This window comes from Aureimonas sp. CAS (genome assembly GCF_059838215.1).
This window is the reverse complement of record NZ_CM187563.1, coordinates 1,852,514-1,877,234: the sequence shown is the minus strand read 5'-3', so window position 1 is coordinate 1,877,234 and position 24,721 is coordinate 1,852,514. Positions and strand designations below refer to the sequence as shown.

Annotated in this window: 37 protein-coding genes; all 37 read left to right on the top strand. The window is 66.8% G+C overall.

Annotation, left to right across the window (positions count from 1 at the left end):
- Positions 1-67 precede the first annotated feature (67 nt).
- The 37 genes from tuf (at position 68) to AC6R2M_RS09010 (ending at position 24,648) form a co-directional block, all read left to right on the top strand.
- Positions 68-1,243 (top strand): elongation factor Tu, encoded by a 1,176-nt coding sequence (gene tuf, locus AC6R2M_RS09190; protein ID WP_500481422.1) that lies wholly within the window; start codon positions 68-70, stop codon positions 1,241-1,243.
- Positions 1,244-1,414: 171 nt separating this feature from the next.
- The gene (rpsJ, locus tag AC6R2M_RS09185) at positions 1,415-1,723 is read left to right on the top strand and encodes a 30S ribosomal protein S10 (RefSeq protein WP_006205468.1); all 309 of its coding nucleotides are present in this window, start codon (positions 1,415-1,417) and stop codon (positions 1,721-1,723) included.
- A 65-nt stretch (positions 1,724-1,788) separates the two neighbouring features.
- Entirely contained in the window at positions 1,789-2,514 is a 726-nt protein-coding gene (gene rplC / locus AC6R2M_RS09180; RefSeq protein WP_500481402.1) for a 50S ribosomal protein L3, read from the top strand.
- Entirely contained in the window at positions 2,515-3,135 is a 621-nt protein-coding gene (gene rplD, locus AC6R2M_RS09175; RefSeq protein WP_500481400.1) for a 50S ribosomal protein L4, read from the top strand.
- Positions 3,132-3,425: a 50S ribosomal protein L23 gene (locus AC6R2M_RS09170; protein ID WP_500481398.1), complete on the top strand. Its 294-nt coding sequence runs from the start codon at positions 3,132-3,134 to the stop codon at positions 3,423-3,425. The genes rplD and AC6R2M_RS09170 overlap by 4 nt, the downstream gene beginning before the upstream one ends.
- A 22-nt stretch (positions 3,426-3,447) precedes the next feature.
- Positions 3,448-4,284 carry a 50S ribosomal protein L2 gene (gene rplB, locus AC6R2M_RS09165; RefSeq protein ID WP_500481396.1) on the top strand — a complete coding sequence of 279 codons (837 nt, stop codon included), beginning with the start codon at positions 3,448-3,450 and terminating at the stop codon, positions 4,282-4,284.
- Between the two features lie 12 nt (positions 4,285-4,296).
- Complete coding sequence (rpsS, locus tag AC6R2M_RS09160) at positions 4,297-4,575, top strand: 30S ribosomal protein S19 (protein WP_500481394.1); 279 nt, start codon at positions 4,297-4,299, stop codon at positions 4,573-4,575.
- A gap of 2 nt (positions 4,576-4,577) precedes the next feature.
- Positions 4,578-4,964, top strand: a complete 387-nt coding sequence (gene rplV / locus AC6R2M_RS09155) for a 50S ribosomal protein L22 (protein ID WP_500481392.1) — start codon at positions 4,578-4,580, stop codon at positions 4,962-4,964.
- Entirely contained in the window at positions 4,964-5,689 is a 726-nt protein-coding gene (gene rpsC, locus AC6R2M_RS09150; RefSeq protein WP_500481390.1) for a 30S ribosomal protein S3, read from the top strand. Before rplV ends, rpsC begins: the two co-directional genes overlap by 1 nt.
- Positions 5,690-5,715: 26 nt before the next feature.
- Entirely contained in the window at positions 5,716-6,129 is a 414-nt protein-coding gene (rplP, locus tag AC6R2M_RS09145) for a 50S ribosomal protein L16 (protein ID WP_500481388.1), read from the top strand.
- Positions 6,130-6,143: 14 nt separating this feature from the next.
- A complete protein-coding gene (gene rpmC / locus AC6R2M_RS09140; protein WP_500481386.1) occupies positions 6,144-6,347 on the top strand; it encodes a 50S ribosomal protein L29 in 204 nt (67 codons plus the stop codon).
- A gap of 10 nt (positions 6,348-6,357) precedes the next feature.
- Positions 6,358-6,603, top strand: a complete 246-nt coding sequence (rpsQ, locus tag AC6R2M_RS09135; RefSeq protein WP_500481384.1) for a 30S ribosomal protein S17 — start codon at positions 6,358-6,360, stop codon at positions 6,601-6,603.
- Between the two features lie 65 nt (positions 6,604-6,668).
- Positions 6,669-7,037: a 50S ribosomal protein L14 gene (gene rplN, locus AC6R2M_RS09130; RefSeq protein WP_472933210.1), complete on the top strand. Its 369-nt coding sequence runs from the start codon at positions 6,669-6,671 to the stop codon at positions 7,035-7,037.
- A gap of 10 nt (positions 7,038-7,047) precedes the next feature.
- Complete coding sequence (gene rplX, locus AC6R2M_RS09125) at positions 7,048-7,368, top strand: 50S ribosomal protein L24 (RefSeq protein WP_500481382.1); 321 nt, start codon at positions 7,048-7,050, stop codon at positions 7,366-7,368.
- The gene (gene rplE / locus AC6R2M_RS09120; protein WP_500481380.1) at positions 7,361-7,918 is read left to right on the top strand and encodes a 50S ribosomal protein L5; all 558 of its coding nucleotides are present in this window, start codon (positions 7,361-7,363) and stop codon (positions 7,916-7,918) included. The genes rplX and rplE overlap by 8 nt, the downstream gene beginning before the upstream one ends.
- Positions 7,919-7,943: 25 nt before the next feature.
- On the top strand, positions 7,944-8,249 hold the full coding sequence (rpsN, locus tag AC6R2M_RS09115; RefSeq protein ID WP_500481378.1) for a 30S ribosomal protein S14: 306 nt from the start codon (positions 7,944-7,946) through the stop codon (positions 8,247-8,249).
- A gap of 12 nt (positions 8,250-8,261) precedes the next feature.
- Complete coding sequence (rpsH, locus tag AC6R2M_RS09110) at positions 8,262-8,660, top strand: 30S ribosomal protein S8 (RefSeq protein WP_500481376.1); 399 nt, start codon at positions 8,262-8,264, stop codon at positions 8,658-8,660.
- A gap of 44 nt (positions 8,661-8,704) precedes the next feature.
- The gene (rplF, locus tag AC6R2M_RS09105; RefSeq protein ID WP_500481374.1) at positions 8,705-9,238 is read left to right on the top strand and encodes a 50S ribosomal protein L6; all 534 of its coding nucleotides are present in this window, start codon (positions 8,705-8,707) and stop codon (positions 9,236-9,238) included.
- A 9-nt stretch (positions 9,239-9,247) separates the two neighbouring features.
- Positions 9,248-9,610, top strand: a complete 363-nt coding sequence (rplR, locus tag AC6R2M_RS09100) for a 50S ribosomal protein L18 (protein WP_500481372.1) — start codon at positions 9,248-9,250, stop codon at positions 9,608-9,610.
- Positions 9,611-9,762: 152 nt separating this feature from the next.
- Positions 9,763-10,314, top strand: a complete 552-nt coding sequence (gene rpsE / locus AC6R2M_RS09095) for a 30S ribosomal protein S5 (protein ID WP_500481370.1) — start codon at positions 9,763-9,765, stop codon at positions 10,312-10,314.
- A 49-nt stretch (positions 10,315-10,363) separates the two neighbouring features.
- Positions 10,364-10,564, top strand: coding sequence for a 50S ribosomal protein L30 (gene rpmD / locus AC6R2M_RS09090; protein ID WP_500481368.1), 201 nt, complete (start codon positions 10,364-10,366; stop codon positions 10,562-10,564).
- Positions 10,565-10,580: 16 nt separating this feature from the next.
- Positions 10,581-11,060, top strand: a complete 480-nt coding sequence (gene rplO / locus AC6R2M_RS09085; RefSeq protein ID WP_500481366.1) for a 50S ribosomal protein L15 — start codon at positions 10,581-10,583, stop codon at positions 11,058-11,060.
- A 208-nt stretch (positions 11,061-11,268) separates the two neighbouring features.
- On the top strand, positions 11,269-12,612 hold the full coding sequence (gene secY, locus AC6R2M_RS09080; protein ID WP_500481364.1) for a preprotein translocase subunit SecY: 1,344 nt from the start codon (positions 11,269-11,271) through the stop codon (positions 12,610-12,612).
- Positions 12,613-13,203: an adenylate kinase gene (locus AC6R2M_RS09075; protein WP_500481363.1), complete on the top strand. Its 591-nt coding sequence runs from the start codon at positions 12,613-12,615 to the stop codon at positions 13,201-13,203.
- A 202-nt stretch (positions 13,204-13,405) separates the two neighbouring features.
- A complete protein-coding gene (gene rpsM / locus AC6R2M_RS09070) occupies positions 13,406-13,774 on the top strand; it encodes a 30S ribosomal protein S13 (RefSeq protein ID WP_500481361.1) in 369 nt (122 codons plus the stop codon).
- Positions 13,775-13,882: 108 nt separating this feature from the next.
- The gene (rpsK, locus tag AC6R2M_RS09065; protein WP_185985318.1) at positions 13,883-14,272 is read left to right on the top strand and encodes a 30S ribosomal protein S11; all 390 of its coding nucleotides are present in this window, start codon (positions 13,883-13,885) and stop codon (positions 14,270-14,272) included.
- A 139-nt stretch (positions 14,273-14,411) separates the two neighbouring features.
- Positions 14,412-15,431, top strand: coding sequence for a DNA-directed RNA polymerase subunit alpha (locus AC6R2M_RS09060; protein WP_500481359.1), 1,020 nt, complete (start codon positions 14,412-14,414; stop codon positions 15,429-15,431).
- A 139-nt stretch (positions 15,432-15,570) separates the two neighbouring features.
- A complete protein-coding gene (gene rplQ, locus AC6R2M_RS09055) occupies positions 15,571-15,996 on the top strand; it encodes a 50S ribosomal protein L17 (protein ID WP_500481357.1) in 426 nt (141 codons plus the stop codon).
- A 94-nt stretch (positions 15,997-16,090) separates the two neighbouring features.
- Positions 16,091-17,134 carry an NAD-dependent epimerase/dehydratase family protein gene (locus AC6R2M_RS09050; RefSeq protein WP_500481355.1) on the top strand — a complete coding sequence of 348 codons (1,044 nt, stop codon included), beginning with the start codon at positions 16,091-16,093 and terminating at the stop codon, positions 17,132-17,134.
- Between the two features lie 276 nt (positions 17,135-17,410).
- A complete protein-coding gene (locus tag AC6R2M_RS09045; RefSeq protein ID WP_500481353.1) occupies positions 17,411-17,536 on the top strand; it encodes a hypothetical protein in 126 nt (41 codons plus the stop codon).
- 109 nt (positions 17,537-17,645) lie between these two features.
- Positions 17,646-19,097 (top strand): DegQ family serine endoprotease, encoded by a 1,452-nt coding sequence (locus tag AC6R2M_RS09040; RefSeq protein ID WP_500481351.1) that lies wholly within the window; start codon positions 17,646-17,648, stop codon positions 19,095-19,097.
- Positions 19,098-19,117: 20 nt separating this feature from the next.
- Positions 19,118-20,455 carry a replication-associated recombination protein A gene (locus AC6R2M_RS09035; RefSeq protein WP_500481349.1) on the top strand — a complete coding sequence of 446 codons (1,338 nt, stop codon included), beginning with the start codon at positions 19,118-19,120 and terminating at the stop codon, positions 20,453-20,455.
- Positions 20,456-20,457: 2 nt separating this feature from the next.
- Positions 20,458-20,835, top strand: coding sequence for a fluoride efflux transporter CrcB (crcB, locus tag AC6R2M_RS09030; RefSeq protein WP_500481347.1), 378 nt, complete (start codon positions 20,458-20,460; stop codon positions 20,833-20,835).
- Positions 20,836-20,928: 93 nt separating this feature from the next.
- Positions 20,929-21,918, top strand: coding sequence for an RluA family pseudouridine synthase (locus AC6R2M_RS09025; protein WP_500481345.1), 990 nt, complete (start codon positions 20,929-20,931; stop codon positions 21,916-21,918).
- Positions 21,918-22,622, top strand: coding sequence for an HAD-IA family hydrolase (locus AC6R2M_RS09020; protein WP_500481343.1), 705 nt, complete (start codon positions 21,918-21,920; stop codon positions 22,620-22,622). Before AC6R2M_RS09025 ends, AC6R2M_RS09020 begins: the two co-directional genes overlap by 1 nt.
- Positions 22,619-23,335 (top strand): ATP12 family chaperone protein, encoded by a 717-nt coding sequence (locus tag AC6R2M_RS09015; RefSeq protein ID WP_500481341.1) that lies wholly within the window; start codon positions 22,619-22,621, stop codon positions 23,333-23,335. The genes AC6R2M_RS09020 and AC6R2M_RS09015 overlap by 4 nt, the downstream gene beginning before the upstream one ends.
- Before the next feature lie 140 nt (positions 23,336-23,475).
- Positions 23,476-24,648, top strand: coding sequence for a septal ring lytic transglycosylase RlpA family protein (locus AC6R2M_RS09010; RefSeq protein ID WP_500481339.1), 1,173 nt, complete (start codon positions 23,476-23,478; stop codon positions 24,646-24,648).
- The last annotated feature ends 73 nt before the right edge of the window (positions 24,649-24,721 follow it).

The window sequence follows — 24,721 nt, the reverse complement described above, 5'->3', positions numbered from 1 at the left end:
AGGTCCGCTTCGCGAAGGCTGGAAATTGGATGGCCCCAGGGGCCGAGACGAATTGAGGAATTGAGACATGGCCAAGAGCAAATTCGAGCGCAACAAGCCTCACGTGAACATCGGGACGATCGGTCACGTCGACCACGGCAAGACGTCTCTGACGGCTGCGATCACGAAGTACTTCGGCGAGTTCCGGGCGTATGACCAGATCGACGCCGCTCCGGAGGAGAAGGCGCGCGGCATCACGATCTCGACGGCTCACGTCGAGTACGAGACGGAGAACCGTCACTACGCCCACGTCGACTGCCCGGGCCACGCCGACTACGTGAAGAACATGATCACGGGCGCGGCGCAGATGGACGGCGCGATCCTGGTCTGCTCGGCGGCGGACGGCCCGATGCCGCAGACCCGCGAGCACATCCTTCTAGCGCGCCAGGTCGGCGTTCCGGCGCTGGTCGTGTTCCTGAACAAGGTCGATCAGGTCGACGACGCGGAGCTCCTGGAGCTGGTCGAGCTCGAGGTTCGCGAGCTTCTGTCGTCCTACGACTTCCCGGGCGACGACGTTCCGATCGTGAAGGGTTCGGCGCTGGCCGCTCTCGAGGACTCCAACAAGGAGATCGGCGAGAACGCGGTGCGCGAGCTGATGGCGCAGGTCGACGCCTACATCCCGACGCCGGAGCGTCCGATCAACCAGCCGTTCCTGATGCCGATCGAGGACGTGTTCTCGATCTCGGGCCGCGGCACGGTCGTGACGGGTCGCGTCGAGCGCGGCATCGTGAAGGTCGGCGAGGAAGTCGAGATCGTCGGCATCCGCGATTCGAAGAAGACGACCGTCACGGGTGTCGAGATGTTCCGCAAGCTGCTCGACCAGGGTCAGGCGGGCGACAACATCGGCGCGCTGGTTCGCGGCGTGGACCGCGAGGGCGTCGAGCGCGGCCAGGTCCTGTGCAAGCCGGGTTCGGTGAAGCCGCACACGCGCTTCATGGCCGAGGCCTACATCCTGACCAAGGAGGAGGGCGGCCGCCACACGCCGTTCTTCACCAACTACCGTCCGCAGTTCTACTTCCGCACGACGGACGTGACGGGCGTGGTGACGCTGCCGGAGGGCACCGAGATGGTGATGCCGGGCGACAACGTGACGATGGACGTCAAGCTGATCGTTCCGATCGCGATGGAAGAGAAGCTTCGCTTCGCCATCCGCGAGGGCGGCCGCACCGTCGGTGCCGGTATCGTCTCCTCCATCGTCGAGTAAGCTTTGAAGTCTAAGCGCGGCGGTGATATCGCTGCCGCGCTTACGGCCCCCTCCCGTTTCCCGGGAGAGCCGGTTGGGTCGCCGCAGCGGCGATCTTGTTGAAATGTCCGAAGAACTGACCAGCGCTCGGAAAGCGCCGATGACGGCAGCTCCGACGAGAGGACGAATGCAATGAACGGCCAGAATATCCGCATCCGCTTGAAGGCGTTCGACCACCGGGTCCTGGATGCCTCGACGCGTGAGATCGTCTCCACGGCCAAGCGGACCGGCGCGAACGTTCGCGGGCCGATCCCGCTGCCGACCCGGATCGAGAAGTTCACGGTCAACCGCTCGCCGCACGTCGACAAGAAGTCGCGCGAGCAGTTCGAAATGCGCACCCACAAGCGGCTCCTCGACATCGTCGATCCCACGCCGCAGACGGTGGACGCGCTGATGAAGCTCGACCTCGCCGCAGGCGTCGACGTCGAGATCAAGCTCTAAGGAGCGGCATGAACCGACCGGGCCCGCCAAGGGCTCCTAAGGTTCCTCTGAAGAAAGAACGAGAAATGCGTTCAGGTGTAATCGCACAGAAGGTCGGCATGACCCGCGTCTACAACGACGCCGGGGAGCATGTTCCGGTCACCGTCCTGAAGGTGGAGAACCTCCAGGTCGTCGGTCAGCGCACGCAGGAGAAGAACGGCTACACGGCCGTCCAACTCGGCGTCGGGCTCGCCAAGGTCAAGAACGTCTCGAAGGCGATGCGCGGCGTGTTCGCCCAGGCCTCCGTCGAGCCGAAGAAGAAGGTCGCGGAGTTCCGCGTCTCCGAGGAAAACCTCGTCGAGGTCGGCGCGGAGATCACCGCCGAGCACTTCGTCGCCGGTCAGCTCGTGGACGTGACGGGCACGTCGGTCGGTAAGGGCTTCGCGGGCGCCATGAAGCGCCACAATTTCGGTGGTCTGCGCGCCACCCACGGCGTCTCCGTCTCGCACCGCTCGCACGGTTCGACGGGTCAGCGCCAGGATCCCGGCAAGGTCTTCAAGAACAAGAAGATGGCCGGCCACATGGGCCAGACGCGCGTCACGACCCAGAACCTCGAAGTCGTCCGCACGGACGCCGACAAGGGTCTGATCCTGATCCGCGGCGCGGTCCCGGGTTCGAAGGGCGGCTGGATCTATGTGCGCGACGCCGTGAAGGCGGCGCTGCCGGAGAACGCCCCCAAGCCCGCCGCGCTGCGTCAGGCCGCAGCGAACAACGGTGCCGAAGAGGCCAGCGCTTCCGAGGGAGCCGAGTAAATGGACATCACGATCAAATCCCTCGACGGCAAGGATGCCGGCCAGGTGACGCTCGCGGACGAGATTTTCGGTCTCGAGCCCCGCGAGGACATCCTGCAGCGCATGGTCCGCTACCAGCTGGCCAAGCGTCAGCAGGGCTCGCACCAGACGCTCGGCCGCGCGGACATCGCCCGCACCGGCGCCAAGCTCTACAAGCAGAAGGGCACCGGTCGCGCCCGTCACGGCTCGGCGCGCGCGCCGCAGTTCCGCGGCGGCGGCAAGGCCCACGGTCCGGTCTCGCGCTCCCATGCGCATGACCTGCCGAAGAAGGTCCGCGCTCTGGCCCTGCGCCACGCCCTTTCGGCGAAGGCGAAGTCCGGCGGCCTGATCGTCGTCGACGATCTCGTCTCGCAGGACGGCAAGACCAAGGCCATGCTGCAGCAGTTCGCCGGTCTCGGCGTGACGAACGCGCTGGTCATCGGCGGCGCCGAGCTGAACGAGAACTTCGCGCGCTCGACCCGCAACATCCCGCACGTCGACGTGCTGCCCGTGCAGGGCATCAACGTCTACGACATTCTCCGTCGCCAGACGCTGGTCCTGTCGAAGGCCGCGGTCGAGGCTCTCGAGGAGCGCTTCAAGTGACCGATCTTCGCCACTACGACGTCATCACGAGCCCGGTCGTCACCGAAAAGTCGACCATGGCTTCGGACAACAACCAGGTCGTCTTCAACGTCCCGCAGACCGCGACCAAGCCCGCCATCAAGGCGGCGGTCGAAGCACTCTTCGGCGTGAAGGTGAAGGCGGTCAACACGCTGATCCGCAAGGGCAAGACGCGACGTTTCCGGGGCCGTCCGGGCCGCCAGAGCGACCAGAAGAAGGCGATCGTGACGCTGGCCGAGGGCCAGTCCATCGACGTCTCGACCGGCCTCTGAAGGCAGGGACGAGGATAAGAACATGGCACTGAAGAACTTCAAACCGGTCACGCCGAGCCTTCGCCAGCTCGTCATCGTCGACCGCTCGGGTCTGTGGAAGGGCAAGCCGGTCAAGCAGTTGACCGAGGGCCTGACGCAGAAGGGCGGCCGCAACAACACCGGTCGCATCACGGCCCGCTACCAGGGCGGCGGTCACAAGCGCACCTACCGCGTCATCGACTTCAAGCGTCGCAAGCTCGACGTCGTCGCGACGGTAGAGCGTCTGGAGTACGACCCGAACCGCTCGGCCTTCATCGCGCTCGTCCGCTACGAGGACGGCGAGATGAGCTACATCCTGGCGCCGCAGCGCCTGGCGGCGGGCGACAAGATCGTCTCCTCGGCGAAGAACATCGACGTCAAGCCGGGCAACGCGATGCCGCTGTCGGCGATGCCGGTCGGCACCATCATCCACAATGTGGAGATGAAGCCGGAGAAGGGCGGTCAGATCGCCCGCTCCGCCGGCACCTACGCGCAGCTCGTCGGCCGCGACGCTGGCATGGCGATCCTTCGCCTGAACTCGGGCGAGCAGCGTCTCGTTCCGGGCGCCTGCTTCGCCACCGTCGGCGCCGTGTCGAACCCCGACCACGGCAACATCAACCTCGGCAAGGCGGGTCGCTCCGTCTGGCTCGGCCGTCGCCCGCATGTGCGCGGCGTCGCCATGAACCCGGTCGACCACCCGCACGGCGGTGGTGAAGGCCGCACCTCGGGTGGCCGTCATCCGGTCTCGCCCTGGGGCAAGCCGACCAAGGGCAAGCGCACGCGTCAGAACAAGTCGACCGACAAGTTCATCATGCGCTCGCGCCATCAGCGCAAGAAGTAAGGGTAGTTTGAGATGACACGTTCCGTCTGGAAGGGCCCGTTCGTCGATGGCTACCTTCTCAAGAAGGCCGACAAGGTTCGCTCGGGTGGCCGCAACGAGGTGATCAAGATCTGGAGCCGTCGCTCCACGATCCTGCCGCAGTTCGTCGGGCTCACCTTCGGGGTCTACAACGGCTCCAAGCACGTCCCGGTGTCGGTTTCCGAGGACATGGTCGGACACAAGTTCGGCGAGTTCTCACCGACCCGCACCTATTACGGCCACGGCGCCGACAAGAAGGCGAAGAGGAAGTAATCATGGGCAAGGCCAAGGCCGAGCGCGTGCTGAAGGACAACGAGGCGAAGGCAGTCGCCCGTACGATCCGCGTCAGCCCGCAGAAACTGAACCTCGTCGCTGCGATGATCCGCGGCAAGAAGGTGGACTCGGCCCTGGCCGACCTGACCTTCTCGCGCAAGCGCATCGCCGAGACGGTCAAGAAGACGCTGGAAAGCGCGATCGCGAACGCCGAGAACAACCATGACCTCGATGTCGACGCCCTGTTCGTCGCCGAGGCCTATGTCGGCAAGTCGATCACGATGAAGCGCTTCCACGCCCGTGGGCGTGGCCGCGCGAGCCGCGTCGAGAAGCCGTTCTCGCACCTGACGATCGTGGTCCGCGAGCGGGCCGAAGAGGAGGCCGCGTAATGGGTCAGAAGATCAACCCGACCGGTTTCCGGCTCGGCATCAACCGCACCTGGGATTCGCGCTGGTATGCGAACACCGGCGAGTACGGCAAGCTGCTCCACGAGGACCTTGCGATCCGCAAATACCTCCTGAACGAGCTGAAGCAGGCGGCGGTCTCCAAGGTCGTCATCGAGCGCCCGCACAAGAAGTGCCGCATCACGGTCCACTCGGCTCGTCCGGGCATCGTGATCGGCAAGAAGGGCGCCGACATCGAGAAGCTCCGCAAGAAGCTGACCTCGATGACGGGCGTCGAGACGCACATCAACATCGTCGAGGTGCGCAAGCCCGAGACGGACGCGACGCTCGTCGCGCAGTCGATCGCCCAGCAGCTGGAGCGCCGCGTCGCGTTCCGCCGCGCCATGAAGCGCGCCGTTCAGTCGGCGATGCGTCTGGGCGCCGAGGGCATCCGCATCAACTGTGCGGGTCGTCTGGGCGGTGCGGAGATCGCGCGCATGGAGTGGTACCGCGAGGGCCGCGTGCCCCTGCACACGCTCCGTGCGGACGTCGACTACGGCGTCGCCGAGGCCCACACGGCCTATGGCGTCTGCGGCGTGAAGGTCTGGATCTTCAAGGGCGAGATCCTGGAGCATGATCCGATGGCGTCCGAGCGCCGGGCGGTCGAGGGCGAGGGCTCGAGCAGCGGTGGCGGCCAGCGTCGTCGCGAGCGCGAGCGCGAGCACGCCTGAGCTTGAAGGTTTCGGAGTAAAGACAAATGTTGCAGCCAAAGCGCACGAAATTCCGGAAGGCGTTCAAAGGACGCATTCACGGTGCTTCGAAAGGCGGCTCGCTCCTGAACTTCGGCAATTTCGGCCTGAAGGCTCTGGAGCCCGAGCGTGTCACCGCGCGTCAGATCGAGGCGGCCCGCCGCGCGATCACGCGTCAGATGAAGCGCCAGGGGCGCGTGTGGATCCGGATCTTCCCGGATCTGCCCGTGACCGCCAAGCCGACCGAAGTCCGCATGGGTAAGGGCAAGGGCGCGATCGAATACTGGGCGGCCCGCGTCGCTCCCGGTCGCATCATGTTCGAGATCGACGGCGTCGCCGAGGACGTGGCCCGCGAGGCGCTGCGTCTCGGAGCCGCCAAGCTCCCGATCCGCACCCGCGTCATCCAGCGCATCGCCGAGTAAGGAAGGGTTCGACCATGACGAAGGCTTCCGATTTCCGGACCAAGACGGCCGACGAGCTGAACGATCAGCTCGGCTCGCTGAAGAAAGAGCAGTTTAATCTGCGCTTCCAGCGTGCTACGGGCCAGCTCGAGAACACGGCGCGTGTGAAGGAGATCCGTCGCGACATCGCCCGGATCAAGACCATCGCCCGCCAGAACGCGGCCGAGAACAAGGCCTGAGAGAGTAACGATGCCCAAACGCGTTTTGCAGGGGACCGTGGTCTCCGACAAGAATGACAAGACGGTCGTGGTGCTCGTGGAGCGTCGCTTCACCCATCCGCTGTTCAAGAAGACCGTGCGCCGGTCGAAGAAGTACAAGGCGCACGACGAGACCAACGCCTACAAGGTCGGCGACATCGTCTCCATCGAGGAGACGCGTCCGATCTCGAAGGACAAGACCTGGACGGTCGTCGCGGATGCCGCGGCGTCGAACTGAACTCTAGGACATTCGGGCCGGCGCGGCGCAAGCGCCGCCCGACCGTTGAATGAAGGCGGCCTGACATGATTCAGATGCAGACTAACCTCGATGTCGCGGACAACTCCGGCGCCCGTCGGGTCATGTGCATCAAGGTGCTGGGCGGCTCGAAGCGGAAGTATGCCTCGGTGGGCGACATCATCGTCGTTTCCATCAAGGAGGCCATTCCGCGCGGCCGCGTGAAGAAGGGCGACGTGATGAAGGCCGTGGTGGTTCGTACCGCCAAGGACATCCGTCGCGCGGACGGTTCGGTGATCCGGTTCGACCGGAACGCCGCCGTCCTGATCGACAACAAGAAGGAGCCGGTCGGCACGCGTATCTTCGGCCCGGTTCCCCGCGAGCTTCGTGGCAAGAACCACATGAAGATCATCTCGCTGGCCCCCGAAGTGCTCTGAGGACCGGACGATGCAGAAGATCAAGAAGGGCGACAACGTCGTCGTGCTCGCCGGCAAGGACAAGGGCCGCACCGGTGAGGTCATCCAGGTGATGCCGAAGGACGATCGCGCTCTCGTGCGCGGCGTCAACATGGTGAAGCGTCACCAGAAGCAGACCGCCTCCCAGGAAGCGGGCATCATCAACAAGGAAGCCCCGATCCATCTGTCGAACCTGTCGCTGACCGACAAGAACGGCAAGGCGACGCGCGTCGGCTTCAAGTTCGTGGGCGAGGGCGAGAACGCCAAGAAGGTGCGCTTCGCCAAGACGACCGGAGACCAGATCGATGGCTGAGGCCGCTTACGAACCCCGCCTCAAGGCGGTCTACCGCGACGAGATCCGCAAGCAGCTGCTCGAGAAGTTCTCCTACAAGAACGAGATGCAGGTGCCGCGGCTCGACAAGGTCGTGATCAACATGGGCGTCGGCGAGGCTACCGGCGACTCCAAGAAGCCCTCCGTCGCGGCCGAGGACCTCGCCCGCATCGCCGGCCAGAAGCCAGTGATCACGAAGGCGCGCAACTCGATCGCGGGCTTCAAGGTCCGCGAGAACATGCCGATCGGCGCGAAGGTCACCCTTCGCAAGGACAAGATGTACGAGTTCGTCGACCGGCTCGTTCAGATCGCCCTGCCGCGCGTGCGCGACTTCCGTGGGCTGAACCCCAAGAGCTTCGATGGCCGCGGCAACTTCGCCATGGGCATCAAGGAGCACATCGTGTTCCCCGAGATCAACTACGACAAGGTTGATCAGATGTGGGGCATGGACATCATCGTGTGTACGACGGCGAACACCGACGAGGAAGCGCGCGCCCTTCTGACGGCGCTCAACTTCCCGTTCCGCCAGTAACGGCAGGCGAAAAGGATAAGACGACATGGCCAAGAAAAGCGCCGTCGAGAAGAACAAGCGCCGCGAGAAGCTGGTGGCTCGGTATGCCGCCAAGCGCGAAGCGCTGAAGAAGATCACCACGGACCAGTCCGCCTCCATGGAGGACCGGTTCCGTGCGCAGCTGCAGCTCGCCGAGCTGCCGCGCAATTCGTCGAAGACGCGGATCCGCAACCGCTGCGAGGTGACGGGCCGTCCGCGCGCCTACTACCGCAAGCTCAAGATGAGCCGTATCGCGCTCCGGGACCTCGGCAACAACGGCCAGATCCCCGGCGTCGTGAAGTCGAGCTGGTAAGGAGAGACGATCATGGCTTTGTCCGATCCGCTCGGCGATATGCTGACCCGCATCCGCAACGCGACGATGCGCAACAAGAACTCGGTGGCGACGCCGGCTTCCAAGCTGCGCGCCCGCGTGCTCGACGTCCTGAAGGACGAGGGCTACATCCGGGGCTACACCGAGACGACGTTCGAGAACGGCACGTCCGAGTTCAACATCGAGCTGAAGTACTACGAGGGCCAGCCGGTCATTCGTGAGATCAGCCGCGTGTCGAAGCCGGGCCGTCGGGTCTACGTCTCCTCGAAGACGATCCCGAACGTCGCGAACGGCCTGGGCATTTCGGTGCTCTCCACGCCCAAGGGCGTGATGGCCGACCACAGCGCCCGTGAACAGAATGTCGGCGGCGAGGTCCTCTGCCAGGTCTTCTGACCTGGCTTTGGATCGCAAGCTGACTGAAACCGACAGGTTCTACGATGTCTCGTATTGGTAAGAAGCCCGTAGCGGTTCCGAGTGGCGTGACGGCTTCCGTCGACGGCCAGACCGTCCGCGTGAAGGGCCCGAAGGGCGAGCTCGCCTTCGTCGTCAACGACGAAGTGCTCGTGAAGATGGAAGACGGGGGGGTCAAGGTCGATCCCCGCGACCAGTCGAAGGACGCGCGGTCCAAGTGGGGCATGAGCCGCACGATGATCGCCAACATCCTGACCGGCGTCGACAAGGGTTTCGAGAAGCGTCTCGAGATCAACGGCGTCGGCTACCGTGCCGCGATGCAGGGCAAGAACCTGCAGCTCGCCCTCGGCTTCAGCCACGACGTCGTCTACCAGGTGCCCGAGGGCATCACGGTCGCCGTCCCGAAGCCGACCGAGATCGTCGTCACGGGCATCGACAAGCAGCAGGTCGGTCAGGTCGCCGCTGAAATCCGCGAGTATCGCGGTCCCGAGCCCTACAAGGGCAAGGGCGTGAAGTACGCGGGCGAGAAGATCGTCCGTAAGGAAGGCAAGAAGAAGTAAGGCGCGAACATGGCTACGCAGAAGGATACCCTCCGGCGCCGCGCCGAGCGCGTCCGTCGGACGATCAAGAAGGTTGCGAACGGGCGCCCGCGCCTGTCCGTGCACCGTTCGTCCAAGAACATCTATGTGCAGGTCATCGACGATTCGGAGGGCCGCACGCTGGCGTCCGCTTCGTCTCTCGATCCGAAGCTGCGCGGCGACCTGAAGACGGGCGCCGACACGGCGGCCGCCGCGGCCGTCGGCAAGCTGGTGGCCGAGCGCGCGAAGGAAGCAGGCGTCACCGACGTCGTCTTCGACCGCGGCGCGTTCATCTACCACGGCCGCGTCAAGGCGCTGGCCGACGCCGCTCGCGAGGGTGGCCTGAACTTCTGATCCGACGGGCCGCAGGGCCCGCCGTCAGGAAAATCTGAGATGCACGCCCGGCGCCGCGGTTCCCCCGCGCGCCGGATCGTGCTTTAAGCCGGTCCGTCCGTTTCGGCGGACCATTCCCGAAGACGCCTCCGGAAAAGAACAAGGAACAGGATATGGCGCCTCGCAACGAACGGAACGACCGCAACGAGCGGGATGACGGTTTCGTCGACAAGCTGGTTCACATCAACCGCGTCGCCAAGGTGGTGAAGGGCGGACGTCGCTTCGGCTTCGCCGCGCTCGTCGTCGTCGGCGACCTCAAGGGCCGCGTCGGCTTCGGCCACGGCAAGGCACGCGAAGTGCCCGAGGCCATCCGCAAGGCGACGGAAGCCGCCAAGCGCGACCTGATCTTCGTGCCGCTGCGCGAAGCGCGCACGCTGCATCACGATTCGCACGGCCGTCACGGCGCCGGCAAGGTCATCCTGCGCGCCGCCGAGGCCGGTACCGGCATCATCGCCGGCGGTCCGATGCGCGCCGTCTTCGAGGCCGTCGGCATGCACGACGTCGTCGCGAAGTCGCTCGGCTCGTCGAACCCCTACAACATGGTTCGCGCTACCTTCGACGCTCTGAAGGGTCAGATGCACCCGAAGGACGTCGCGGCCCGTCGGGGCATCAAGTACTCCACCCTGCAGGCGCGTCGCAGCGACCTGGTCGGCACCGAAGACTGATCGCGCCCACGCGCATCGTCTTCAACGCCATTTCTGAAGGAGCCTCACCATGGCCAAGGAAAAGACCGGGGCTACGATCACCGTTCAGCAGATCGGAAGCCCGCTTCGCCGCCCCGCCGACCAGCGCCAGACGCTCGTCGGTCTGGGTCTCAACAAGTTGCACCGCACGCGGACGCTGGAGGACACTCCGGCCGTGCGTGGCATGATCGCCAAGGTCAGCCACCTCGTCCGCGTCGTCGACGGCCAGTAAGCCGGGAGAAGCGAACATGAAACTCAACGAACTCTCCGACGTCCCCGGCGCGACCCACTCGCGCAAGCGCGTTGGCCGCGGCATCGGCTCTGGCTCCGGCAAGACCGGCGGTCGGGGCGTGAAGGGTCAGAAGGCCCGTTCGGGCGTCGCGATCAACGGCTTCGAGGGTGGCCAGATGCCGCTCTACCGTCGCCTGCCGAAGCGCGGCTTCGTGAACATCTTCGCGAAGGACTATAACATCGTGTCGCTCGCCCGCATCCAGCAGGCGATCGAGGCGGGTCGTCTGGACGCGTCGGCCGAGATCGATGCGGCGGCGCTGAAGGCCGCGGGCCTTCTTCGCCGCTCGCGCGACGGCGTCCGTCTCCTTGCCGACGGCGAGGTCTCGGGCAAGCTGACGATCGCCGTCGACGGCGCGTCGAAGGCGGCCATCGAGAAGGTCGAGAAGGCCGGCGGCACCGTGAAGCTGCCGCAGGCGGCCGAAGAAGCCTCCGCCTGACAATGGAATGTGCGAACGGGCGGCCTTGGGTCGCCCGTTTGCTGCCGTTCGGCGCGCGCGCTGCGCTGTTCGCCACGCCGACGTCATTTCTCGTCTGTTGCGGCGGGCACGGACCGCATACATAGACTGAACTCGGCGCGCTCCTGAGGCCATCGACGTCTCGATTCGGCCCCGCGCGCCGCTGGGGACAACCCGGAGAGCATCGACGATGGCATCGGCCGCGGAACAACTTGCCGCAAACCTCAATTTCGCTGCCTTCTCGAAGGCGACGGACCTCAAGAAGCGCATCTGGTTCACGCTGGGCGCTCTGCTCGTGTACCGTCTGGGAACCTACATCCCGATGCCGGGCATCAACCCGGAGGCCATGGCGCAGGCGTTCAGCCAGCAGTCCACCGGCATTCTCGGGCTGTTCAACATGTTCGCCGGCGGCGCTGTCGAGCGCATGGCGATCTTCGCCCTCGGCATCATGCCGTACATCTCCGCCTCCATCATCATCCAGCTGATGACGTCGGTCATTCCGTCGCTCGAGCAGCTGAAGAAGGAAGGCGAGCAGGGCCGCAAGGTCATCAACCAGTACACGCGCTACGGCACGGTCCTGCTGGCGACGATCCAGGCCTACGGCATCGCGCTGGGCCTCCAGTCCTCCGAGAACATCGTCGTCTCGCCGGGCGCCTTCTTCATCCTGTCCGCCGTCATCACGCTGGTCGGCGGCACCATGTTCCTGATGTGGCTCGGCGAGCAGATCACCGCGCGCGGCATCGGCAACGGCATCTCGCTGATCATCTTCGCCGGCATCGTCGCGAACCTTCCGGGCGCGCTGGCGCAGCTCCTCGAGCTCGGCCGCACGGGCGCGCTGTCGCTCGCGGTCCTGTTCCTCGTGATCGTGGCGGCGCTCGGCTGCATCGTCGTCATCGTGTTCTTCGAGCGCGCCCAGCGCCGGCTTCTGATCCAGTATCCGAAGCGCCAGGTCGGCAACCGCATGTTCCAGGGCGACACCTCGCATCTGCCGCTCAAGCTGAACACGGCGGGCGTCATCCCGGCGATCTTCGCGTCCTCGCTGCTGCTCCTGCCGGTGACGGCGGCGAACTTCGCCGACACGACGACGCTGCCGTCCTGGGCGACGGCCGTCGTGGCCGCCCTCGGCCACGGCCAGCCGCTTTACATGATCTTCTACGCCGCGATGATCGCCTTCTTCGCGTTCTTCTACACGGCCATCGTCTTCAATCCGAAGGACACGGCCGACAATCTGAAGAAGCACGGCGGCTTCATTCCGGGCATCCGTCCGGGCGAGCGCACGGCGGAATACATCGACTACGTGCTGACGCGCATCACGGTCGTCGGCGCGATCTATCTGGTCGTGGTCTGTCTCCTGCCGGAGATCCTGATCTCGACCGCCGGCATTCCCTTCTACCTGGGAGGGACGTCGCTCCTGATCGTCGTCTCGGTGACGATGGACACGGTGGCGCAGGTCCAGGGGCATCTGCTGGCGCATCAATATGAAGGCCTCGTCAAGAAGGCGAAGCTGCGTGGAGGAAGGCGGGGTAACCGATAAATGAGACTGATTCTGCTTGGGCCGCCGGGGGCGGGGAAGGGGACACAAGCGCAGCGCCTCATCGATCGGTACGGCACGCCGCAGCTTTCCACCGGCGACATGCTGCGGGCAGCGGTGGCCGCCGGAACGGAGACGGGGAAGAAGGCGCAGGCCGTGATCGACGCCGGCGAACTCGTCTCGGACGAGATCGTCAACGGGATCGTCGCGGAGCGGATCGACGAGCCGGACGCCAGGAACGGGTTCGTCCTCGACGGCTATCCGCGCACGATCCCGCAGGCCGAGGCGCTGGACGCCATGCTCCAGGAGCGCGGCTGGAAGATCGACGCGGTCATCGAGTTCCAGGTCGACGAGAAGGCTCTCGTCGCCCGGATCGAGAAGCGCGCCGCCGAGACCGCCGCCGCCGGCAAGCCGGTCCGCAAGGACGACAAGCCGGAGGTGTTCCATCGCCGGCTCGAGGAGTTCAAGGCCGCGACGGCCGCCGTCGGTCCGTACTACCGGGAACGCGGGCTTCTCCACTCGATCGACGGCATGGCCTCGATCGAGGAGGTCTCGAAGGCGATCGACGCTGTGATCGAGATCGCTGAGGCGTAGTTCGCCAAAGTCAAGAGCCGAAGCGTTGACTCGACGCTTCGGCTCGATTATCTGCCACCTATCCTCATCGAAGAATCGCGATCGGGCCGCCCCAGCGGGCAGCGCCGATCGTTTCGTTGCGGTGCCCCCGCAAGGGCCGGCCTCCACCGGACGCGGGTCTTGTCAACGCGCCGGCTCGCCGGCCCACATGGAGAAATGTCCGATGGCCCGTATTGCAGGCGTCAACATTCCGACCAACAAGCGCGTCGTCATCGCGCTTCAGTACATTCACGGCATCGGCCCGCGCTTCGCGCAGGAGATCGTCGAGAAGGTCAACCTGAGCGCCGAGCGCCGGGTCAACGACCTGACCGACGCCGAGGTTCTGCAGATCCGCGAGATGATCGACCGCGACTACCGCGTCGAGGGCGACCTGCGCCGCGAGACCTCGATGAACATCAAGCGCCTGATGGACCTCGGCTGCTACCGCGGTCTGCGTCATCGCCGCGGCCTGCCGGTCCGTGGCCAGCGCACGCACACCAACGCCCGCACCCGCAAGGGTCCGGCGAAGGCGATCGCCGGCAAGAAGAAGTAATCATCGGTGGGCGGCCTCGCGCCGCCCGCTCGTTCGGCGGGGCCCGTTCGAGGTCCCGCCAGGTGGAGCCGCCGGTATTACGGCGGTGTCGATATCCAAGGATAGAAAATGGCCAAGGAAGCACAGCGCGTTCGTCGTCGCGAGCGTAAGAACATCACGTCGGGCGTCGCTCACGTGAACTCCTCCTTCAACAACACGCTTATCACGATCACCGACGCGCAGGGCAACGCCATCGCGTGGTCCTCGGCGGGCGCCCAGGGCTTCAAGGGCTCGCGCAAGTCGACCCCGTTCGCGGCGCAGATCGCGGCCGAGGATGCGGCCAAGAAGGCGCAGGAGCACGGCATGCGGACCCTCGAGGTCGAGGTCTGCGGTCCGGGTTCGGGTCGTGAGTCGGCGCTGCGCGCGCTGCAGGCCGCGGGCTTCACCATCACCTCGATCCGCGACGTGACCCCGATCCCGCACAACGGCGTTCGCCCGCGCAAGAAGCGCCGCGTCTAAGCGGCTCGCGAAAGCCGAGAGACTGAACCGCAGCGCTCATCCGGCGCTGCGGATTTGCCCGTTCGAGGAGGGGGATCCTTCTCATGAGACGCCCATCGCCACGATTGGATGGTGGCGGGGCAGCTGAAAGGCAAAGACCATGATCGCCAGCAATTGGCAGGACCTCACCAAGCCGAACCAGATCGTGTTCAAGGGCGGCAGCCGGACGAAGGTTTCGCTGACGGCCGAGCCCTTGGAGCGCGGCTTCGGCCTGACGCTCGGCAACGCGCTGCGCCGCGTGCTCCTCTCCTCGCTCCAGGGCGCGGCCGTGACCGCGATCCAGATCGACGGCGTGCTGCACGAGTTCTCCTCGATCGCGGGCGTGCGCGAGGACGTGACGGACATCGTCCTGAACGTGAAGGAAATCTCGATCGGCATGCAGGGCGAGGGCCCGAAGCGCATGGTCCTGCGCAAGCAGGGGCCGGGCGTCGTGACCGCCGGTGACATCCAGACCGTCGGCGACATCGAGATCCTGAACCCGAACCACGAGATCTGCACCCTCGACGAGGGCGCCGAGATCCGGATCGAGTTCACCGTGAACACCGGCAAGGGCTACGTCCCGGCCGACCGGAACCGGGCCGAGGACGCCCCGATCGGCCTCATCCCGGTCGACTCGCTGTTCTCCCCGGTGAAGAAGGTGTCCTACAAGGTCGAGAACACCCGCGAGGGTCAGGACCTGAACAAGGACAAGCTGACCATGGAGATCGAGACCGACGGTTCGATCTCCGGCGAGGACGCGGTGGCCTACGCCGCCCGCATCCTGCAGGACCAGCTGGCCGTCTTCGTCAACTTCGAGGAGCCGCAGCGCGACAGCCGCGGCCACACGGACGAGGCGATCGCGGAGCTCGCCTTCAACCCGGCGCTCCTCAAGAAGGTCGACGAGCTGGAGCTTTCGGTCCGCTCGGCGAACTGCCTGAAGAACGACAACATCGTCTATATCGGCGACCTCATCCAGAAGACCGAGGCGGAGATGCTGCGCACTCCGAACTTCGGCCGCAAGTCGCTGAACGAGATCAAGGAGGTTCTCGCCTCCATGGGTCTCCATCTCGGGATGGAAGTGGCCGCCTGGCCGCCCGAGAACATCGACGATCTGGCCAAGCGCTACGAAGACCAGTACTGACGAAACGTGGACCGCCGGCCCGATCGGGTCGGCGGTCCAGCACTGCCACAATCATTCAAAGGCACATGCGACCCGCTTCAAGGGAACGCGAGGATGCCGACCCCCGGCCGAAGAGCCGGCATTTCGAAGGAAGACCCCCATGCGTCACGGCAATCGCGGCCGCAAGCTCAACCGCACCCACGAGCACCGCAAAGCGATGTTCGCCAATATGGTGGCCTCGCTCATCGAGCATGAGCAGATCGTCACCACGCTGCCCAAGGCGAAGGACCTGCGTCCGATCGTTGAGAAGATGATCACGCTCGGCAAGCGCGGCGACCTGCACGCCCGTCGTCAGGCGATCAGCCAGGTCCGTGACGAGACCGTCATCCGGAAGCTCTTCGACACGCTGGCCCCGCGCTACGCCGACCGCAACGGCGGCTACACGCGCGTCCTGAAGGCCGGCTTCCGCCGTGGCGACAACGCGCCGATGGCCGTCATCGAGTTCGTCGACCGTGACGTCGATGCGCGCGGCTCGGCCGACCGGGCCCGCCTCGAGGCCGAAGGCAACGAGAGCGAAGCCGCCTGATTTCAGGCGCAGATATTTTCGAACGACGAAAGGGCTCCGAAAGGGGCCCTTTTTCGTTTGGGGGTCTGATGCCTGCGAGGGAAGGAACCCGCCGATGACCGCTTCTGCCGATACCGTTCTCCTCACCGGCGCGTCCGGCTTCATCGCCAAGCATGTCGCGCTTCGCCTGCTCCAGTCGGGCTACCGGGTCCGCGCGACGGTGCGCAGCCGGGCCAAGGGAGAGGAGACGCGTCGCACCCTCGGTGCTCGAGGGGCCGACCTCGAGCGGCTGGAGGTCGTCGAGCTCGACCTGACGAGGGACGCGGGCTGGGACGGGGCGGCCGAGGGCTGCCGCTTCGTCCAGCACACCGCTTCGCCGTTCCCGTCCTCCCCGCCGCGCGACAAGTTCGGCCTCGTCCCGGTCGCCAGAGGCGGCACGCTGCGGGTCGTCGAGGCGGCGAAGCGCTCGGGCGTCGAGCGGGTCGTTCTCACCTCGTCGGTGGTCTCGGTCTATCACGGGCACGACGGGAGGCGGGGAAAGCGCTTCGGCGAAGCCGACTTCTCGAATGTGGAGAGCGATTCGATCTCGTCCTACGCCGTGTCGAAGACGCTGGCCGAGCGCGCGGCCTGGGACGCTCTTGCGGGAAGCTCGACGGAGCTCTCCGTCTGCAATCCCGCACTCGTTCTCGGGCCGGGGCTCGATGCCGACGCGGGAACGTCGCTCTCGATCCTGGCGATGATGATGAAGGGGATGATGCCACTGGTGCCGAAGGCCCGATTCGGCATCGTCGACGTGCGCGACGTCGCGGAGGCGCATCTGCGTGCCATGACGGTTCCGGACGCGAGGAACCGGCGATTCGTCCTGTCGGCGGGCGAGCGTTCGCTCTTGGAGATCGGCGCGGCGCTCCGCCGAGCCTATCCGACCCTGCGTCGTCTTCCGGCGGCGACGCTTCCGAACGCGCTCGTCCGGCTCGCCGGTCTCGTCTCGTCGCAGGCCGCCCTCCTGCGCAACGAACTCGACCCGGAGCGAAGCCTGGACGCGACGCCGGCACGCAGCGTTCTGGGAATCGAGTTCCGCTCGCCCGAGACGGCCGTCGCCGACGCGGCCGCGAGCCTCGTCGAACACGGGCTCGTTCCCGAACCGCGTCCGGCGCGATAGGCCGTCGGGACATTAACCATTTGAATCAAAAGCGTGTGTAAGTTGGAGGATGCTGTGGGTGTTGCCGGCGGGCGATAGCGGGCGCCACCTGCGGCATGTCATAAGAGGGTCATTCACGAGACACGATTTTTCCCCTCCACCGGCAACCTTCTCCGCCCGGAAACATTCTGGTGGCAAGTAGGGACGCTCGCGAGCTGGAAAGAGCGCGAAAGTAGACGCGGATCAATATTTGCCATGAGCAACGCTGACCTTGAGATGACCGGTGGAAAGCTGTCCATGCGGCGCACGTTCTTGACGCTCCTCGGGGGCTTTGCCGCGTTTGCGATCCTCACCGCGAGCTACGCGACGGCCGATCTCCCGGACGAGACTGTTCAGGTCGAGACGGTCGCCGTCGCCGACTGAACGCCGACGACAGTCGAAATGCGAAAAGGGCCGGATGGCCCTTTTTTAGTGTCCATGGTCCCGGATATCTCTCGGCCTGCTCGTTGAGTCGGATCCCGGAGACGGTCGTATGAAGAAGTCCAGCGTCGTTGTCCTCGTGGCGCTCGGAGCGTTGGCGGCCGGAGCCTGGGCGGGGGCGAGCGGCCTGCCGCAGCGCATCGCGCAATCGTCGGTCCCGCCGGCCGAAGCACAACAGCCCGAGCGAACCGTTCCGGCCAGCCGGGCGCAGATCGATCTGACCTTCGCCCCGCTGGTGCGCGAGACGGCGCCGGCGGTCGTCAACGTCTATGCCGCCCGGCAGGTGCAGTCCCGCTCGCCCTTCGCGGGCGACCCGTTCTTCGAACAGTTCTTCGGCAACCGCTTCCAGAGCCGGCCGCGCATGGAATCGTCTCTGGGTTCGGGCGTCGTGGTCGAGGAAAGCGGCCTCGTCGTCACCAACAATCACGTGATCGAAGGCGCCGACGAGGTTCGCGTCGCGCTGGCGGACGGGCGTGAGTTCCGCTCCACCATCCTGATCCGCGACGCGCGCATCGACCTCGCGGTCCTGCGCATCGAGGACGCGGACGAGGCCTTCCCGGTCGTTCCGATCGCCGATTCGGATACGGCCGAGATCGGGGATCTGGTCCTTGCCATCGGCAATCCCTTCGGCATCGGCCAGACGGTGACGAGCGGCATCGTCTCGGCGGTGGCGCGAAGCCATGTCGGGGTGAGCGATTTCGGCTTCTTCATCCAGACGGACGCCGCCATCAATCCCGGCAATTCGGGCGGCGCGCTCATCGACATGAGCGGCGAGCTCGTCGGGGTGAACACGGCGATCTTCTCGCGCTCCGGCGGCTCGATGGGGATCGGCTTCGCGATTCCCTCCAACATGGTGCGCGCCTTCGTCGAGGCGGCCGAACGGGGAGGGCGCTTCGAGCGGCCCTATATCGGTGCCAGCTTCGCGCCGGTGACGCCGGACATCGCTGAGGCGCTCGGCATGTCCCGTCCGCGCGGCGCGCTCGTCTCCTCGGTGGCCGAGGGGGCGCCGGCCGAAGCGGCGGGTCTACGTCCCGGTGACGTCGTCACCTCCATGGACGGCTTCGCGCTCGACGGTCCCGATGCGCTCGGCTACCGGCTGGCGACGGCGGGTCTCGGACGGCAGGCGCAGCTGACCGTCCTCAGCCAGGGCGAGGAACGCACGGTGCCGATCGAGCTCGCGCCCGCCCCGGAGGTTCCGGCGCGCGACGAGCGTCGGCTTCGCGGCCAGACCCCCTTCGAGGGCGCGTCGGTCGCCAACCTTTCCCCGCGCCTCGCCGACGAGCGTGAGCTTCCCCAGACGCTTCGGGGCGTCGTCGTGACCGGCGTCGAGCGCGGATCGAACGCCCAGCGCTTCGGCCTTCGCGAGAACGACGTCATCCTGTCGCTGAACGGACAGGAGGTCTCGTCGAGCGCCGATCTGGAGCGCATGCTGGCGCGCGGCGGCCGCGGGTGGCACTACGAGATCGAACGGGACGGCCAACGCCTGTCCCAGACGGTGCGTTGAGCGCCGAGCGAGGCAGGACCATGGCCGATCTCTTCGCAGATTCGCCGCCGCCCGAGCGGCCGACATCCCGCGACCGGCCCGCGCGCGAGGATCCCTCGCGCCCGCTGGCTGACCGGCTCCGGCCGCAGGCGCTGTCCGAGGTCGTCGGCCAGGAGCATCTGACGGGCGAGGAGGGCGTGCTGACGCGCATGCTCGCCTCGGGCACGCTCGGCTCCGTCGTCTTCTGGGGACCGCCCGGCACGGGAAAGACGACCGTCGCGCGGCTTCTGGCCGAGGGCGTCGACTTCGCCTTCGAGCAGATTTCGGCGATCTTCTCGGGCGTCGCGGACCTCAAGAAGGTCTTCGAGGCCGCGCGTCTCAGGCGCTCGAACGGACGGCGCACACTGCTTTTCGTCGACGAGATCCATCGCTTCAACCGTGCGCAGCAGGATTCCTTCCTGCCCGTGATGGAGGACGGGACCGTCGTTCTCGTCGGGGCGACGACCGAGAACCCGTCCTTCGAACTGAACGCCGCGCTTCTGTCGCGCGCCCGCGTGCTCACCTTCCATCCGCACGACGCGTCGAGCCTGTCGCGCCTGCTCGAGCGGGCGGAGGCGACGGAGGGCCGTGCCCTGCCGGTGACGGAGGAGGCGAGGGCGGTTCTCCTGCGCATGGCCGACGGCGACGGGCGGGCGATCCTGACGCTCGCCGAAGAGCTGTGGCGCGCCGCGCGCAACGGCGAGACCTTCGACGCCGAAGGGGTTCAGCGGATCGTCCAGCGCCGGGCGCCGGTCTACGACAAGAGCCAGGACGGCCACTACAATCTGATCTCCGCCCTGCACAAATCCGTGCGCGGGTCGGACCCGGACGCGGCGCTCTACTATCTCTGCCGTATGCTCGACGCCGGCGAGGAGCCGCTCTATCTCGGCCGCCGTCTCGTGCGCATGGCCGTGGAGGACATCGGCTTGGCCGACCCGAACGCCCTCGTCGTCGCCAACGCCGCCAAGGACGCCTACGACTATCTCGGCTCCCCCGAGGGGGAACTCGCGCTGGCGCAGGCGACGATCTATCTGGCCGCCGCGCCGAAATCGAACGCGGGCTACGTCGCCTACAAGGCCGCGATGCGCGCGGCCAAGGAGAACGGCTCGCTCCTGCCGCCCAAGCACATCTTGAACGCGCCGACCAAGCTGATGAAAGGCGAGGGCTACGGGTCGGGCTACGCCTACGATCACGACGCGCCGGACGCCTTCTCCGGGCAGGACTATTTCCCGACCGAGCTCGGCCGCCAGAGCTTCTATCGCCCGACCGACCGGGGCGCGGAAGTCCGCATCGCCGAACGGATGGAGCGCTGGGCGCGGCTTCGGGCGGAGCGCGGTTGACGATGCTGAACGTCCTCATGGTCGCGCTCGGCGGCGCCATCGGCGCGGTCGCGCGGTACGGCGTGACGATGGGCGCGGCGAAGCTCGCCGGCGTCGGCTTTCCGGCCGGAACGCTCTTCGTCAACGTCACCGGCTCCTTCCTGATCGGGCTCGGACTGGAACTCATCGCCCGGCGCTTCGGCGCCTCCGAACCGCTACGCCTGCTTCTCCTCACCGGCCTTCTCGGCGGCTACACGACCTTTTCCGCCTTCTCGCTGGACGCGCTCGCCCTCTACGAGCGCGGCGCATGGGTGCCCGCCGTCGTCTACGTCCTCTCCTCCGTCCTTCTCAGCCTCGCCGCCGTCCTGGCCGGCCTTCTGCTCGGCCGCCATTTCGGCTGACGGTTCCGCGCGTTTCGGCGGTTCCGGTCGAAGCGTTTCCGCTTCGGCCGGAAATGCTCTACGGAGAGCCCGGAACGTGAGAAGGGTGCCGCGATGTCGTCGGTCGAACAGGTCAGGGTCGAGGCGGACGAGGCGGGGCTGCGGCTCGATCGCTGGTTCAAGATCCATTATCCGGGGCTCGGCTTCGGCCATCTGCAGAAGCTTCTGCGCTCCGGTCAGGTCCGCATCGACGGCGGCCGCGCGAAGACCGACACGCGGCTCGAATCCGGCCAGATGATCCGCGTGCCGCCCATGGGCGTGGACAGCGCAAAGATGCGCGTCGCGCCGCTGACGGCCAACACGATCCGCGACCGCCACGACGGCGACGTCCTCTCCCAGATGCTGATCTACGAGGACGAGAAGGTCTTCGTCTTCAACAAGCCGGCCGGGCTCGCCGTTCAGGGCGGCTCGGGCGTCTCGCGCCACGTGGACAAGATGCTGGAGGCGTGGCGCTCCAAGAAGGGCGAAAAGCCCCGCCTCGTCCACCGCCTCGACCGGGACACGTCCGGCATTCTCGTCGTCGCGCGCACGCGCGGCGCGGCCGTCTCGCTGACCAAGGCCTTCCGCGAGCGCGACACCAAGAAGCATTACTGGGCGCTAGTGAAGGGCGTTCCGGCCCCGCACGAGGGGCGCATCTCCACCTATCTCGTCAAGGAGATGACGCCGGACGGCGACCGCATGCGTGTCGCCAGGCACGGGGAGGAGGGCGCCGACCACGCGCTCACGCACTATCGCGTCATCGATCAGGTCGCGCAGAACTTCGCCTGGCTGGAGATGGAGCCCTATACGGGCCGCACCCACCAGCTCCGCGTCCACGCGCTCCATCTCGGGCACCCGATCCTGGGCGACCCGAAATATTTCGAGCACGACACCAACTGGGAGTTTCCCGGCGGCGTGCAGAACCGGCTGCACCTCCACGCGCGCCGGATCGTGATCCCGCATCCCAGCGGACGCGGCGTCATCGATCAGGTCGCGCCATTGCCGCCCCACATGGTCCAGACCTGGAACCTCTTCGGCTTCGACGAAGCGGCGCTCGACGACTGATGCGCGCGATCCTCTTCGATCTCGACGGCACGCTCGCCGACAGCTTCCATCTCATCGTCGGAACGATGCGGCGGGTCTTCGAGCAGGCGGGCCTTCCCCGCCCGGACGACCGCGACGTGGAAGGCGTGATCGGCCTTTCGCTCGCGACCGCCATCCATCGGCTGACGCCTGCCACGGGGGACGACGAGCTGGCGCGGCTGGTCGATCTCTATCGCACGACCTTCCATCAGATCCGCAACGATCCGGCGATGGAGGAGCGGCTGTTTCCCGGGGTCGAGGAGATGTTGCGCACGCTCGCCGCGCGCGAGACGCTTCGTCTCGGCATCGTCACGGGCAAGTCGCGGCGGGGCGTGCGGATCGTCACGCAGAAGCACGGGATCGAGGGCCTGTTCCAGGCCGTCCGCACGGCGGACGACTGCCCGTCCAAGCCGGATCCCTCCATGGTGCTGGAATGCTGCGCCGAGCTGGGCGTGCGACCGGCGGAGGCGATCGTGGTCGGGGATTCCGTCTACGACATGCAGATGGCCGGAGCGGCCGGTGCCGAGGCGCTCGGCGTCGCCTGGGGCGCCGGTTCGCCCGAGGCGCTTCTGGCGGCCGGGGCGGGGCGCGTCGTGCCGAACGTCGCGGCGCTGCTGGAGGCCCTCGTCGCCTTCGCAGAGGGCACGGCCGATCCTTCCTCTCAGGCGATGACGGTCGGGGCATGAGCGACATCCGCACCAACGAACTGCCGAAGAAGTTCTACAGCGCCGCGACGGTCGAACCGGAGGAGGGCGGGCACGGGGTCCGCCTCGACGGACGGCCGCTGCGAACGCCGGGGCGTCGCGCCCTCGTCGTTCCGCACCTGAACGTCGCCTCGTCGATCGCGGCCGAATGGCAGGGCCAGGGCGAGCGCATCGATCCCGCGACCATGCCGGTGACGCGCCTCGTCAACACGGTCATCGACGGCGTCCTGGACGATCCGCCCGCCGTGCGCGCCGAGCTCCGGCAATACGCCGAGACGGATCTCCTGTTCTACCGCGCGGACGCGCCGGACGCGCTGGTGCTCCGCCAGACGGAGCGCTGGGACCCCGTTCTGCGGTGGGCGGAGATGCATGCCGGCGGCCTGTTCCTCACCACCAGCGGCATCATGCACGTCGCCCAGCCGGCCGAGACGCTCGCGGCGATGGGCCGGCGGCTCGACCGCGAGAAGGATGCCTTCGCGCTCGCGGCCCTGCATCAGATGACGACGCTGACCGGGTCGCTCCTTCTCGCCCTGGCCGTTCGCGAGCGCCATCTCGATCCCGCCGAGGCCTGGACGCTCGCCCATCTCGACGAGGACTGGAACATCGAGCAGTGGGGCACGGACGCGGAGGCCGAAGCCCGCCGGACGGCGCGCTGGGCCGATATGCGGGCGGCGGCAGAGCTCGCGACGGCCTAATTCGGCGCGCGAACGTCGCCTGTCCCGATTCGTTCCCTTGTCCGGCTTGAAAGTCGCGCTAACCTCACAGTAACGTTTTGAAGCGAGTGGTGGGGCGGCGAGGGGCTGTCCCCAGGAATTCGTCGACTTGGGGGTAATGGATGAGGGGATGGGCTGGCTCGTCGCGCCGGATGCTGGGCGCGGGTGTCGTGGTCTGTGCGGCCGTCGCGCTCGTGGGCTGCCGCTCCGGTTCCACCGTCGCCGATGCCGAACTCGCCCCTCTCGATGAATCGCCGATCTTCTCGTCGTCCGAATACGGCGTTCCCGTCAGCCCGCGCGTCACCAATCTGAAGCGCGTCCCGCGCGGCGGCGGCCGCGACCAGATCGGCAAGCCCTATCAGGTGCGCGGGAAGTGGTACTACCCGAAGGAGGAGCCCGGCTATGTCGGCCGCGGAACCGCTTCCTGGTACGGCTCGAACTTCCACGGGCGCCTGACGGCGAACGGCGAAGTCTACGACATGTACCATCTGTCGGCCGCGCACCCGACCTTCCCGCTGCCCTCCTATGCCCGCGTCACCAACAAGGCGAACGGCCGCTCGGTGATGGTGCGCGTCAACGATCGCGGCCCCTACGCCCACGGGCGCGTCGTCGACGTCTCGCAGCGGGCGGCCGAAGTGCTCGGCTTCCGCAATGCCGGCGTCACGGACGTCAAGGTCGAGTATCTCGGCCGCGCGCCGCTGGAAGGCGACGACAAGCCGATGCTGATGGCGAGCCTGCGCCAGGGGACGCCCGGTCCCTCGAGCGACGGTCTGCCGACGGGCGTGATGATCGCCTCGAACGAGGCCGCGCCGCAGACGCCGTCTTTGACGAACACGATCTCCTACAGCGGTTCGGCGGTCGTTCCGAACACCCGTCCGCAGGCGACCTCCGCCATCAACGCGGCGGTGCGGGCGACGACGCCTTCGAGCGCTCCGGTGGAGGCTGAGCCGGCACCGGCACAGGCCGTTTCCGCCCCGGCCGGCGTGCCGCTTCCGACCCGCCGCGAGGCGGTCCTGTCCTACGCTCCGAACGCCGTCCAGAGCGGCGCCTTCCGCGCGCTGGCCGACCTCGTGGCAAACGAGCCGGCGGCGATGGAGCGGATCGAGATCGGCGAGATCACGGACGTCGATCTCCTGCTGCGCGTCCATGCGCTCGCGGAGACCGCCGGCGAACTCGTCAGCGACGGAGCGAACGCCTCGCTGGCTCTCCTCGTCGAACCGGGCGCGGACGCGGATGCCGCCCTGCGTTCGCTCTGGGCGGCCGGAGCGACGGACGCCTTCGTCCTGCGTGACTGATTTTCGTCGCCCTTGCCGCTTCGATCGGCGCAAAGCCGATATCGGTTCGCGGATCGATGCTGTAGGTTCGCTC